The 13,474-nt window shown below is 44.8% G+C and carries 12 protein-coding genes; all 12 read right to left on the bottom strand.

Translation table 11 applies throughout. The features are described from left to right. A partial coding sequence (locus AB5150_RS08215) for a tetratricopeptide repeat protein (RefSeq protein ID WP_368291643.1) occupies nt 1-2,428 on the bottom strand: 2,428 nt, incomplete at its 3' end. 78 nt (nt 2,429-2,506) lie between these two features. After that, nucleotides 2,507-2,767, bottom strand: a complete 261-nt coding sequence (locus AB5150_RS08210; RefSeq protein WP_015533286.1) for an HPr family phosphocarrier protein — start codon at nt 2,765-2,767, stop codon at nt 2,507-2,509. Between the two features lie 19 nt (nt 2,768-2,786). Further along, nucleotides 2,787-3,737 (bottom strand): DNA-binding protein WhiA, encoded by a 951-nt coding sequence (gene whiA / locus AB5150_RS08205; RefSeq protein ID WP_015533287.1) that lies wholly within the window; start codon nt 3,735-3,737, stop codon nt 2,787-2,789. Nucleotides 3,738-3,769: 32 nt separating this feature from the next. Then, a complete protein-coding gene (gene rapZ, locus AB5150_RS08200; protein WP_015533288.1) occupies nt 3,770-4,648 on the bottom strand; it encodes an RNase adapter RapZ in 879 nt (292 codons plus the stop codon). Between the two features lie 27 nt (nt 4,649-4,675). After that, nucleotides 4,676-5,590 carry a UDP-N-acetylmuramate dehydrogenase gene (gene murB, locus AB5150_RS08195; protein WP_349818426.1) on the bottom strand — a complete coding sequence of 305 codons (915 nt, stop codon included), beginning with the start codon at nt 5,588-5,590 and terminating at the stop codon, nt 4,676-4,678. 291 nt (nt 5,591-5,881) lie between these two features. Continuing rightward, nucleotides 5,882-6,823 carry an ROK family glucokinase gene (locus AB5150_RS08190; protein WP_349818425.1) on the bottom strand — a complete coding sequence of 314 codons (942 nt, stop codon included), beginning with the start codon at nt 6,821-6,823 and terminating at the stop codon, nt 5,882-5,884. A 57-nt stretch (nt 6,824-6,880) separates the two neighbouring features. Next, nucleotides 6,881-7,831: an HPr(Ser) kinase/phosphatase gene (hprK, locus tag AB5150_RS08185; protein WP_015533291.1), complete on the bottom strand. Its 951-nt coding sequence runs from the start codon at nt 7,829-7,831 to the stop codon at nt 6,881-6,883. Nucleotides 7,832-7,983: 152 nt separating this feature from the next. Beyond that, on the bottom strand, nt 7,984-9,378 hold the full coding sequence (locus AB5150_RS08180; RefSeq protein WP_015533292.1) for a hypothetical protein: 1,395 nt from the start codon (nt 9,376-9,378) through the stop codon (nt 7,984-7,986). Between the two features lie 2 nt (nt 9,379-9,380). Further along, nucleotides 9,381-10,940, bottom strand: a complete 1,560-nt coding sequence (locus AB5150_RS08175) for a hypothetical protein (RefSeq protein WP_015533293.1) — start codon at nt 10,938-10,940, stop codon at nt 9,381-9,383. Next, nucleotides 10,930-11,502, bottom strand: a complete 573-nt coding sequence (locus AB5150_RS08170; protein ID WP_015533294.1) for an RNA polymerase sigma factor — start codon at nt 11,500-11,502, stop codon at nt 10,930-10,932. The genes AB5150_RS08175 and AB5150_RS08170 overlap by 11 nt, the downstream gene beginning before the upstream one ends. A 179-nt stretch (nt 11,503-11,681) precedes the next feature. Beyond that, nucleotides 11,682-12,500, bottom strand: a complete 819-nt coding sequence (locus AB5150_RS08165; RefSeq protein ID WP_055143836.1) for a YesL family protein — start codon at nt 12,498-12,500, stop codon at nt 11,682-11,684. Nucleotides 12,501-12,612: 112 nt separating this feature from the next. Further along, nucleotides 12,613-13,473 (bottom strand): carbohydrate ABC transporter permease, encoded by an 861-nt coding sequence (locus AB5150_RS08160; protein ID WP_022216607.1) that lies wholly within the window; start codon nt 13,471-13,473, stop codon nt 12,613-12,615. Nucleotide 13,474: the final 1 nt, after the last annotated feature.

The raw sequence follows: 13,474 nt of genomic DNA, 5'->3' as shown, positions 1-13,474 counted from the left end.
CATCCGCATTCTCATCAGGCAGATACTCTGAAACTATCAGCTTGTAGATCTTCAGGTAATCCTGCTCTGCCGTAGCATTGACAGGCATCTCGGCAACTGCAAACTCAACGACTGAATCAGCCATCTTGATAGTACCGCCGTCATCGTTGATGACTGAGTTACACTCCTTTGGAACACAGAGTCTGAAGAACTTGTTCTCCACAACCTTCTGTCCCTTGGCCGGCTCTCTGAGTATGAGGTCTACATAGTTCATCTCCAGCTTGTTCATGGCAACTATCGCTGACTCATCACCGGTCTCAGCAAGATCGATAAGAGCGTCATACAGGCTCCATATCTGCTGGGTAGTTGTAGGCACAAGTCCGATAAGTTTCTCTATAGCCGGAACATATCCCATACTTGCATTCTCTATGTACAACTTGATGGCCTCGTCGTTTGCCAGGCCCTTCTCAACCTTGTAATTGATGACCTTGAACAGGTTCTCCTTATCCCAGTCATCGAAGTTCGCATTGAACGCCTTCTCGAAATACTTGATACTCTTGATTTCGCCCCTGTAGTTATCCTGCTTCTCCTGTACCTGATAGATTCTTCCGAGCTCATATCCGGCACGGGCGCTTCCAAGACCAAGTGCCTCAAGATAAGCCTTCTCAATCTCATATGGTGTTGCAATGTAGAAAATCTGTCTCTGCTTCATCATGGCTATCTTGATAGCCGCTGACTCGCTTCCGGCCTCCACTGCACGCTCCCACTTCTCAACGGCTGTCTGAAGGTCCTCTCCCTTGAGATCCTCAAGATCCTTGATATAGCCCTCAGCCTCCTGAATACCGTTCTCTCTGGCCTTCTTGAAGTAAGACAGTGCCTTGCCTCCGTCTCTCTTCGTTCTGAGCAGACCGTAATAATATATTCTTCCAAGATAGAATGCAACTCTCTTGTGTCCAAGACGCTCTGCATTCTCATACCAGTTAACTGCCTTCACATAATCCTTGAGCTGCTGGTCGTATACGATTCCAAGAAGGAATGCAAGCTCAGGATCCTTAGTCGCCTCAAACAACTGCTTTGCATAGCTTATAGTCTTCTCAACATCCCTGTACGGGCTGTCCTCATCGTAGTACAGCTCTATCAGAAGGTAACTTGCCTTTATGCTTCCAAGCTTAAGAGCCTGCTTTGCGGCTCTCATGGCACCCTCATAATCCTCAAGGTAGTAGCAGTATATAGCCTCGTTATAATACTGCATATCCTTTCTGTTGGCACTGTGGTCACTGGCCAGTGTAGGATCTACAAACGCAAATGAGTTGGCTGTCTCAAATATGATCTCCTCGTACTGCTCTATGATCTCCATAGTAGCACATACGAATCTCATACATGCCAGTCTACGTCCATGATAGAAGGCAAATGACACGATTCCCTTCTCCATGTCCTTGTGATAGTAAGTCGTACATATTCCATCTGCATACTCTGTGACATACGCCTTGAGCTGCAGCTCTTCGTCAAACGCATCGTTACAGTATCTCAGGTAGTTCTCAAGAGTCATCTTTGAATCCTTTGGCACACTGTCATAATATACATACATTGCAAAATCCTTATATGTAAGACTTGGTGCGTAATACTCCTCGCCTGTCGACTCGTTGATCGTCTTCACCCAGCCCTTTGGAAGCTTGTGGATGAATCCCTCAACCTGATCATGTACATATGTGTACTGATACTGAAGTCTTGAAGCCTCGATAACCTTGTAACGCGGCTCCTTTCCCTTTGCCTTTCTGGCCTCTGCTATATCCGTGTACAGCTTGTCCTTCTCCTCGAACTCAAGGCTGTCACCATGGGTACTCATGTACTCAACTCTCTCGTATGAAGCCTTTGCCTTGGCATCACCGGTATCAGCAAGCTTCTTGTACCACATCATGGCCTTGTCCAGATCGATAGGCACGACATAATCACTCTTGTTGCCGTACTCATCCACTCTGTTAAGTCCGCTCTCGTATATTGAGCCGAGGCTCATATACGCTGCCTTTATACCGTAATCTGTGGCTGCAAGCTCATAATACTTGATTGCCTTTGAGAAGTTCTGAACCTCCAGAAGCATCTTGGCAAGCTTGAATATAACATCGCCGTCATGGTTCTGATTCACATACTTCTCGTAATACTTGGTAGATTTATTCAGATCCACATCCACAACTGCGTTGCGGTACTTTCCCTTCTCATAGAACTCTGCAAGTGCAAGAAGAGCATCATCCCCATATGACTTATACTGCGCATCCATTATTCCTATGTCTGCAACCTGTTCAAGTATGTTTACTGATTCCTCAGCATCTCCGTTGTCCATAAGGTTCATGGCCTTGTTGAACTGGAGCTCCACATTGTTGACCGGTTCCTTCTTTTTGGAAAATCTGGATACGAATGGTATCTTCTTTAATAATCCGTCAAAAAATCCCATATCCTGTTCCTCCGACAAATGTCCATTGATAAATTTATTTTACCACATACACATCCGAGGTGCAATAAATCATCCAAATTACTTATTGTTTTTTGTCAGATATTCTGAAAGTGCATTGACTGCTGCCTCTTCGTCAGCACCGTCTGCAACTATAGTGAGCTCACTGCCATTCTCGAAGTTCATGCTCATCATACCCATAATGCTCTTAGCATTGATTCTCTTATCTCCGGTAACAAGGTGAACCTTGCTGTCATACTGACTTGCAATCTGTACAAGAACTGCAACAGGTCTTTCCTCTGCCTCTCCCATCATTGATACAACAACTGTCTTTTCGATCATTACATCCTCCTTGGGCTCATCAACAGCCCCGCATTTCTTCTGCGATTTCACTTATTTTTCTTAATCTATGATTAACCCCCGACTTACCGATCGGCGGCGTCATCATCTCACCAAGCTCCTTAAGGGAAGCATCCTCATTCTCCAGTCTGGCAAGCGCCAGCTCCTGAAGGTTATCGGGCAGATATCCTATGCCCTTTGTCTCTATTATGTAATTAATGTCATTCATCTGCTTTACGGCAGCGCTCACGGTCTTGTTGAGGTTTGCGGCCTCACAGTTGACCCTGCGGTTGATATTGTTACGGATATCCTTCCTGATCCTTATGTTCTCCATATTCATCAGGGATATGTGTGCCCCCATTATTCCCAACATATCAACTATCATCTCTCCATCCTTCAGATAGACGACGTAGTATTTCTTCCGCTGTATTATGCGGGCTTCCACACCAAATCCGTTTATTATCTCCTGTATGAACTGTGCCCTTCCCTCGTTCTCGCACACCACCTCCATGTGGTATCCCTTGTTCGGATCACTGATTGATCCCGAGGTCATGAACACTCCTTTTATATATGCTCTTCTGCAGCAATCCTGCTGAACATCCATCCTGCTGACCTTCATGAGCTGACACTGTATCAGTCCTTCACACTCATGTTCGTTTTCTATCTTCAAGGTCATCAGTATCGTATTGACAATCTCTGGAGAATTGATCTCCATCCTGTATACTCTGCTGTCAGCTCCGGTCCTTCTTACACTTGAGTCCGGAATATATCTGAACAGCCTTTTTATCAGGGAAGCTATCTCCTTTGCGATAACACTTCTCTCTGTAACTATCACCAGCCCGGCCGGTCTGCCGGCCCAATATCTCACATATGCCACCATTGAGATCATCGCAGCCAGCTCAGCTATCTGACAATGCCTCGCTCCCGGGACATTCCCTGCCAGCTCCATCTTAACGTCTGAAGAAAATGACATATTCCACCTGCTATACTATCTGTTATTACATGCTACAACTTCTTGACTATTGAATCCTTCAAAATATCCCTGTGAACTATCCTCACTGTATACTTTGACTTCTGCAAACGGGCATAGACAGCATTGGCTATCGTGACGGATCTGTGTTTTCCGCCTGTGCAGCCGATGGAAATGACCAACTGATTTTTGCCTTCCTTGATATAATTCGGTATCAAAAATGTTATCAGATCTATAAACTTTTCCAGATACTCAGGGCCCTCCTTGCAGTTCATAACATAGTCCTGTATCTCTTTGTCGTTTCCCGTTTTCTCCCTGAGTTCAAGGTCATAGTACGGATTAGGCAGAAATCTCACATCCTGAACTATATCAGAATCCCTCGGTATTCCATACTTAAAGCCAAATGACATGACCGTAATTATGAAATTCGAATACTCCTCATTCTGCACAAATATCTTGTCAAGCTCCGCCTTAAACTCTCTCACAAGGAGGTTGGTAGTATCGATTATATAATCAGCCTCCTCCTTGAGGAAGCCAATAAGCTCACGCTCCTTGTTTATTCCATCTATTATTCGCCCACCCTTGACCGAAAGAGGATGGTTTCTTCTAGTCTCTTTATAACGCTTTACCAGAGTTGCATTGGAACACTCAATGAACAGGATCTCATAATTCATACCCTCTCTTCTGATATCCGCTAGGCACGAATTGAGCTGTGACAAAGCCCTTCCACTTCTGATATCAACACTGATAGCAACATCATCCACCTGGATCTGCTCATCATAAGCGATCTCGGCAAATCTTTTTATAAGCTGGATAGGCAGATTATCAACACAGAAAAATCCGGCATCCTCAAGCGTCTTAAGCGCCGTTGCCTTTCCTGCTCCACTCATTCCTGTCACAATAACAAATCTCATGCTCTGTTCTCCCTGTCTCACTAAATGCTAGAAATCGCCAAGCATCTTCACCTCAGGCTCCAGCATCACGCCAAACTGATCCATAACCTTCTTCTGTACATCACGGATCAGACCTGTCACATCAGCAGCGGTTGCACCGCCACTGTTCACAACAAATCCGCAGTGCTTCTCTGACACCTGTGCTCCTCCCACAGAATATCCCCTGAGTCCTGCATCCATTATAAGTTTACCCGCAAAATATCCCTCAGGTCTCTTGAATGTAGAGCCCGCCGACGGATACTCGAGCGGCTGCTTTGTTCTTCTGGAATCCGACAATTCCTTCATTCTGTCATCTATATCCTGCTGCACACCTGCTGCCAGCTTCATGGTAACCTCAAGAACTATGAGCCCCTCAGCCTCCACAGCACTGTGTCTGTACGAAAAATCCAGTTCATCCGACGACATATCATATATATGTCCATCGGCATCCATCACCTTGACACTGGTGACAACGTCCTTCATCTCACCACCATAAGCTCCCGCATTCATATACACCGCACCGCCTATAGTACCGGGAATCCCGGAAGCAAACTCAAGACCGGTCAGCGAATTATCCCTTGCCAGTCTGCTGACTCTCACCAGCTTTGCCCCGGCCTGGGCTGTTATCACATCACCGTCAACTGTTATCCCATTCATATTGTCCATTATATTGATTATCATGCCCCTGTAGCCAGCATCCGACACAAGCAGATTACTGCCATTACCAAGGACAAAATACGGTATCTCACATTTCCGACAAAGTTCTATAAGCCCCGCAACCTGATCTGCATCAGAAGGACTCGCAAAATAGTCGGCAGGACCGCCCACCCTGAAGGTAGTGTGTGCGCTCATCACCTCATCTGCGCTTGCATTCTTCTCTCCGGTTATCTCTCGAATACTGTTCAATATTTCTAAATCTGACATGTCAACCTCATACAATCTGTCTTCTATATTTTATTCACATGTGCATGTATTTTAAAACAAAAGTAAAAGCACCCTCTGTCACAGAGAACTGCTTTTTTCTTAACATACACAATAAAAGTCTTTAATATATTGGATTTTACGGCACTATTCATCACCATTAAATTCATCATACATTAAAGACTTTTATAATTCAATATTAAAATTTAATATAAATTTACCATCTTTCGCAAAACCTTTGGATATTTTCACAAATTCTACTGGTAAATTTTACCGAAATTACATTCAGGTCAATTACCTTCCAAGTATGCTGCATGCACTTCCATAAATACCTGCATCATTGCCAAGCTGTGCAAGCGCGAACTTTGTCTGTCTGCATGCATGGAATGCATAATGCTCGAAATACTTCTTTACTGAATCTGTAAGTATGGAGCCCGCCTTTGACACGCCTCCACCGATTACAAATATCTCAGGATCAACTACACATGCTATCTGTGCAAGCGCACGACCCAGGATACGTGCCTGTGTATCAACTATCTCAAGTGCAAGCTCGTCTCCTGCCTTTGCTGCGTCAAATACATCCTTTGCAGTAACAGCCTTGAGCTCACGGAGAGTTGACTTCTTATCTGAAGCTGCCATAGCTCTGCCCGCAAGTCTTACCACGCCTGTTGCAGATGTGTACTGCTCCAGACATCCCTTGTTTCCGCATCCACATGTCTCAGTCTCTGAATCGTCAACACATATATGTCCGATCTCACCGCCGGCACCATTCACGCCGAACAGCATCTTGCCGTTGAGTATGATTCCGCCGCCAACACCTGTTCCAAGTGTTACCATTACCAGATTGCTGTGGCCCTTGCCACCGCCCTGCCACATCTCTCCGAGCGCAGCGACATTTGCGTCATTTCCAGCCTTTACAGGATATCCGACCAGCTTCTCCAGCTCGTCCTCAACATTCAGTATTCCCCATCCGAGGTTTACACACTTGAGAACCGTTCCATCCTCCTTGACAGGTCCCGGAACTCCGATTCCAACGCCCTCAACATCTTCCTTTGCAAGCTTCTTGCTTTCAATAACTTCCTTTATAGAATCAGCAATGTCCGGAAGAACATTCTTTCCACCGTCCTCTGTGCGGGTCTTGATCTCCCACTTGTCGAGCAGTTCGCCCTCAACGGTAAAAAGTCCCATCTTTACTGTAGTTCCTCCAACATCAACTCCAAATACATACTTAGCCATGTTTTTTCTCCTTCCACATTCTCCGCTTTTTATTGTAATATCACGGCCGGCAGTCATTTACTGCTTGTCACCACCGCCGTTGCCCTTCATAATATTCTGTGTAACTCTGTTATAAAGCTCCTGAGCTGCATTGTATCCCATCTTCTTCTGTCTGTGGTTTACAGCCGCCGACTCAACTATGATCGCGATATTTCTTCCCGGTCTGATAGGTATGTTGTGACTTACCACCTTATTTCCCAGGAACTCCATATAATTGTCCTCAAGTCCGAGTCTGTCGTATTCTGTATCTTTGCTCCACTCCTCCAGGTTGATGACAAGATCGATATTCTGATCTATCTTAACGCACTCAACACCAAACAGTGATTTCACATCTATTATTCCAATTCCTCTGAGCTCAATAAAATGCCTTGTTATGTCAGGAGCTCTTCCTACAAGAGTTGCATCGCTGACCTTCTTGATCTCAACCACGTCGTCCGCAACAAGTCTGTGTCCTCTCTTCAGAAGCTCCAGCGCCGCCTCCGACTTACCGATTCCACTCTCACCCATGATCAGTACGCCCTCGCCGTATACATCGACAAGAACCGCATGCACCGATATTCTTGGAGCCAGCTCCACATGCAGCCATCTGTCCACCTCATGTACAAATGCAGATGTGACCGCATCGGATGTGAGTACCGGAACCCCATGCTTCTTTGCCATCTCTATGATAAATGGATATGGCTCAAGGCCTCGGCAGAATATAAGGCATGGTGGCTTGTATGAGAAGAACTCATCCATGATGCGCTTGTTCTCCTCCTCAGTATGCATAGCTGCCACATAGGCATGCTCAACATTACCACAAATCTGTATTCTTCCTGCATCAAAGTGCTCGAAGAATCCACCAAACTGTACTGCCGGTCTGTTCATACCCGGATCCTGGATAAGTATCTTATCCGTATCGATCTCCGGAGTATGGTTCTTGAGATCCATCTTCTCTATAAGCTGTGTAACCGTAACACTGTAAACCATATAAACCCTCTGCAACACCGAAACCGATGTTTTTCCTTTCCTAATATAGTCAATATGACTTATTTTATCGCAATTAATTATACTTATGTACGCTCTCTGTTGTCAAGCAGACATGCACAATTACACAGCCAAATATGCAACTCATTTGTGGTCTATTTATTCAGGAATCTCGCCTCATCCTGAACCATGCTGACCTCGCTTCCATCCCTCGCATCTATCAGTACAAGCTGTATCGGGTAAGTGTCGGAATGATCCGAATCCAACTGTGCAAATGAGTACACAGGTATAGCCTCATACTCGCCGTCCCCTGTCTTTATCCTGAAATATGTGAGTCTCACATCGTTGAACTCCACTGAATTATATCCGGTATAATCCGCAAAGTGGCTTTCCATGACTCCCTTGAGGCTTGTCACCGCAGAATCCCAGGTGATCAGTGTCCCTGCATCCTGAATATCCCCCGCGGACTTCATCGGCCAAGTACATGTAAATCCCGTAAGTTTCTCTCCTGTAAATGCGATACTGTATGTGGACTGCTCCGTATAGTAGTATTTCTCTGCAGAAAACGAACCACTATCCTCCGCATTCTTCTGGTTTGAGATGGTGTCTATGCCAAATGCATCCGGCTGATAGAGCGGCTGTCCATTCACGGACGCCTGAAATGTCACAGAGTATCCATCCTTCTCATATCCTACAACCTCTCCATACTCATCACTATATTGGCGGTAAAGCTCCGACTGTGATGTAGGGACCACATCATTAAAGCCCCATTTGTCCATGTAGTCCAGCGCTTTTACCATTCCGGCATCCTCATCCATGCCACTCATATTGGATTCATCAGTCTGAACGTCCGACGGATTCCCTTCATTTGCCGTTATCAGTTCCGCGGGATCCCATGAGGTATACTCCGTGAATGTCGCACCCTTGTCCGCCATATCTTCAGGAACAGGGTCCGTCACCGCAAGCTGGATAGAAAATCCCTCATCTGATATCCACGACAGATCATAAAAATACAGTATGTATTCAACTCCATCTATCTTCCCAATAAAATAATCCTTGCTGTAATCCACATCGGCACCCCTATGAGCGAACAGTTCATCTCTCTGCTCCTGTGTCACACTGTCCTTCATATCATATGGATACTCGAAAACTCCATCCTCCTCGTCAAATATGCTTTTGAGTATCGTCTCCCTGTCTTCAGCTCCTATGCTGCCCATGGTGAACTTCTTAGTATACATCTTATCGGCATCCGGAGTCTTGATCTCCGACGCTTTGATGCTTGCAGACTCCAAAGTTCCGCAATTTTCAACAGGTATATCAACACTTACGCTGGTCGGAATGCTGAGTGTTCTGGCAAGTCCACCCACACTGTCATCATAATCTGCATCCTTCTCGGTGTCCCCGGACGTGTCCGTTCCGCTGCTGTATTCCTTGATATCATCGCCCTCTATGACCGCCGTGTTTGCTTCCTTTTTCTTATCCGCGCAGCCACCGCACGCCATCGCAAGGCAAACCAAAGCTGCACATATCATCCATCTTCTTTTCCTCATATTTACTCTCCTTCACCAAGATATATTGTCATATACTCATAATAACCTGCCATTGAACTGCTCGGACTTACCTGCATGTAACAATCCTCAAGCTCACTCTCGTCAACAAGGAAATACACCGTCAGCAAATGTTCTTCGCCATCCCTCTTCAGGCAGCAGTAGCCATCCACGCTCTTTTCAGTAATCTCTGTGCCGTCATCTACTACATACGCAGGTACTCCATATGTCATCCGTCTTTCATAACTCGCACGAGGCTCACCATCTCCGCAATAATAATTCGTGTCAACCGGTGGCGCCAGCTTGTCCCCCGAGAGTTTTTCTCCCCTCTCAAGATCTATAACTATATCGTCATACGGATATGCTCTGTAGTCCGCTTTATATGTGATATCCACCGCAACCATCCGCAAGCTGCTGTTATTATAATCTCCCCAGCTTGTAAAGCTGTTATCTGTCGCTTCGTTCATCCTCCGACATCTGACATCCACAAAGTTTCCGTCCGTATCCACCAGACCTTTCTCCTTGAGATCTCCCACAACATAGAGCATATCCGCAGGATCTATTCCCCGGGTGTCATCGTATACGTTCACACTGTTTACCGTCATCTCTACGCCATCCACAACAAACGACTCGTCCAATCCTATAAATGTGTACTTGTCATCCACCTGGATCGTATCAACATTATCCGGATTGTCATCATAAAATGTTGAGTCAACTCCGACCCAGTTAGATGGATCATCGCCCTCAGCATCCTTGACATTTATTCCGGTCACGATCTTGTCCAGTTCCTCATCCGTTATATCGCAGCCGATATACACAGTCAGAATAACGGACTCTTCTTTTATCGGAACGTACAGCACTCTATCAAATCCCCAATCAACTCCTCCCCTCTCAAACAACAGGTACTCATAACTTCCCGCCTGTCTGACTGTGGCATCCTCGATGCTTCGGTTTATCACAGTATTCGACTGTCCATTCCACTGGGTTGCCGCTATGGATATTCCCATATATCCTTTCCTGTCCGGGCTGTCATACTTACATTCCTCGACCTGAACCACGCCTTCCGGCAGATAATCAAGAGTGATCTCCACGTATCTTTTGCCAGAATTTATCATGTATGAATTACCATCGCTTCCTTTCATTATGCTCTGTGTTCCATTTTCTTCCTCCTCCGCCATTCTCTTTTTCATCGCGTCCAGAGTCTCCGTGCTCTCGGTGTCATCTGCAGCTGTGGCAACACCATCGTCATTGAGCTCTATCGTTCCACTTGCATAATCACCATTCTTCTCGATCGTAAATCTATACACGCTGACCGCAGCATGGATCGATACCGGTATAAGGATCACACCACACAGCAGCAGTGCTGCAACCTTGATAAATCTCTCCATTCCTCCATGTCTTTTCCCGAGGCCTGTCGGTCTGCCGGACTCCTCCATATCTCTCATTCCGGCGAGCAGACTTTCCTTTTTAGCTTTGTATTCTGCCGAAAATTCATGTTCAGACAGCTTGTCTATATTAACCGTATTGTCCGTGTTATCAACATTCTCCATATTCCTATTCTCCATCCAGCATCATCTCCTTCATCAGCAGTTTTCGCGCTCTCTTTACCGCCCGCTCATATTTCTTCCGGACCGCAGCCTCTGTCAGCCGCATCAGATCAGCTGTCTCTCTTACACTGAGCTGCCGCACTATCCTTAGCTGGAGCACTAGGGCATCATCATCAGATAATCTTCCAAGTATGCCTGTTATCAACTGTCTGTTCTCCACCTCATCAGCCATATTGCTCTTCACCGATGGATCGGCATGACTCCACAGGATGTTGTCTGCAAGTTCCGTGGAATCGTCATCCCCCTGCAGACTGCACACAGCCTCTTTATCTCTTTTATTTTTCCTGTACATATCAACAGCGATATTTCTTGCAATCTTGGTTATGTACGCCGACCTCTTCTCCTCCGGCATCCTTTTTATCATATTCCTGTATCTTATGACTTTCAGAAATGTCTCCTGTACAGCCTCCTCCGCCTGCCATATATCTCCCAATACGGCATACGACAGCCTGTATAACTTCTGTTCGTACTTGTCATAATATTCTGCTATCAATTCGCTGTCTTTCTTATCATTATGCATAATTTCCCTATCCTTTTTCATGTGCTCCCCGCCATGAACACCCCTAGATATTCTGTCTTTTTTGAACGTTCACTATATATAACGATTACATTATCATAAATGTGACACTTTTTCATAAAAAAAGAGGTTAAAGATTTCTCTTTAACCTCTTTTATGGGAAATATCACTATCTTCAGGCTTTATGCCTGTTCCGAATCCAAGTCTTCTTTATTCCCTGTATCCTCTTTATCCTTTTCTTCAGCTTCAGCCTCGGCTTCTAACAGTTTCGCAGCAGCTTCAGCCTCCTCCTTTGCCTTCTTCGCCTCTTCCTCGGCTTTTCGGGCGGTTTCCTCCAGTTTCTTCTCGTTGAGTCTGAATATCTTCCTCATCGTCGTACTGGTTCCGTATGCAATCGCACCAAATATGAATAAAACCCACAGGTACCATATATTCACAAATATAATAGGGTATCTCACGCATATAAATATAGGTGCAAACCATGCGATAAATACTTTTAACCATGATCCCTTATATGTGATAGCCAAAGCCAGTGAGTTTCTCACCGTGGTTCCCAGCTTATTGTTGTATCTGGCTATCAACGGGAACAAAAACGGAACAATAAGTCCCATAAATATAAGTTCTGTCACAAGAATTCCTGTGTAGAATGTAGATATGAATCCCGTCACTCTCTTGACAAGCAGGAATTCAAAATACATTACAAATATCGCAAGCAGAATAAAGAAATACGCTATGGTCGACTGTTTAAAGTTTCTCTTAAACTCATGGATAAATCCGGCGACAACCGTCTCTTCCTCATCCTCCTGCAGTCTTATACACATAGCATAAAGAGCTGACAGCGATGCTCCCACTGTAAATATAGGTATACAGCCAACTACAAAGCACACATTAAGTGCAAATATAGTTCCAAACGCATCCATTGCCCGTCTCAGAAGTGGTTCTTTCTCTTTTCCCCTGTCATTCTCTCTGCTCTCTTCCCTGTTGTTTGATATCTCGCTCATTCAAAATGTCCTCTTCGCTTATTGTTTCGTAAAAAAAAATAATATAATGCGGGTATCGATCGACCCAAGAGTCATCGATACCTACATTATATTTAATTGATTACAATATATATTACTCCTTTACACCACCAAGTGCAACACCTGCAATAATATATTTAGAAAGGAAGAAGTACATTACGAGGATTGGAATAACAGTTGTGAAAAGTCCACAATAGATCTGACCCCAATCTCTTGACTTATCATTTGCCTTTAACGCCTGAACGTACATTGGCATTGTCTGCTTCTTTCTCTCTGTAGCAAGTATGATAGAAGGTGTATACAGGTTATTCCATGATGCAACGAATCCGAAGATTGCCTGAGTTGCCATAGCTGGCTTCAGAAGAGGAAGTACGATCGAGTTGAACGTATGAATTTCTCCTGATCCATCAATTCTGGCAGCCTCTACGATCTCTACTGAGAGGCCAGTCTCCATGTACTGCTTCATAAAGTAAACAGTTGTTGGTGCTGCGATCGCTGGAATGATCATTGCAAGATATGAACCATAAATATGTGTGAGGTTACATATCTTGATGAAACCTACGATAGATACCTGCTGAGGAATCATCATGATAGCATATATGAAGCCCCATGCAAAATTCTTTGCCTTGAAATTGTAAACTGTAACTGCGTAAGCTGTCAGAGAACCGAAGTAGATCTGAAGAGCTGTTGCAGGTACTGTGATAATTAACGAATTGAGCATAGCCTGAAGTACGTTTACTCCACTCGTCTTCGCACCACCCTCTAAAAGTCCCTTGAAGTTAGTGATGAACTGTGAGCCAGGAACAAGCTTTATTCCTGTAAGAATATCACTGGACTTAAGTGTTGAGTTAATTAACAAAATATAAAACGGTATGATTGACAGGAAACAAAGTATGATACAGATGACATATCTTAAAACCCTCGTTCCCGTTGCTTTTGATTCTGTCTGATCCAAC

It is taken from the genome of Coprococcus sp. RTP21281st1_F1_RTP21281_210402 (genome assembly GCF_040915325.1).
Lineage (GTDB): Bacteria > Bacillota > Clostridia > Lachnospirales > Lachnospiraceae > Coprococcus > Coprococcus aceti.
This window is presented reverse-complemented; position numbering and strand designations above follow the sequence as displayed.

What these genes read in the sequence shown, in the direction of transcription:
- AB5150_RS08210 (WP_015533286.1), bottom strand. Translation starts at nt 2,767, where the DNA reads ATGATCGAAAAGACAGTTGTTGTATCAATGATGGGAGAGGCAGAGGAA.
- whiA (WP_015533287.1), bottom strand. Translation starts at nt 3,737, where the DNA reads ATGTCATTTTCTTCAGACGTTAAGATGGAGCTGGCAGGGAATGTCCCG.
- rapZ (WP_015533288.1), bottom strand. Translation starts at nt 4,648, where the DNA reads ATGAGATTTGTTATTGTGACAGGAATGAGTGGAGCAGGAAAGGCAACG.
- murB (WP_349818426.1), bottom strand. Translation starts at nt 5,590, where the DNA reads ATGTCAGATTTAGAAATATTGAACAGTATTCGAGAGATAACCGGAGAG.
- AB5150_RS08190 (WP_349818425.1), bottom strand. Translation starts at nt 6,823, where the DNA reads ATGGCTAAGTATGTATTTGGAGTTGATGTTGGAGGAACTACAGTAAAG.
- hprK (WP_015533291.1), bottom strand. Translation starts at nt 7,831, where the DNA reads ATGGTTTACAGTGTTACGGTTACACAGCTTATAGAGAAGATGGATCTC.
- AB5150_RS08180 (WP_015533292.1), bottom strand. Translation starts at nt 9,378, where the DNA reads ATGAGGAAAAGAAGATGGATGATATGTGCAGCTTTGGTTTGCCTTGCG.
- AB5150_RS08175 (WP_015533293.1), bottom strand. Translation starts at nt 10,940, where the DNA reads ATGGAGAATAGGAATATGGAGAATGTTGATAACACGGACAATACGGTT.
- AB5150_RS08170 (WP_015533294.1), bottom strand. Translation starts at nt 11,502, where the DNA reads ATGCATAATGATAAGAAAGACAGCGAATTGATAGCAGAATATTATGAC.
- AB5150_RS08165 (WP_055143836.1), bottom strand. Translation starts at nt 12,500, where the DNA reads ATGAGCGAGATATCAAACAACAGGGAAGAGAGCAGAGAGAATGACAGG.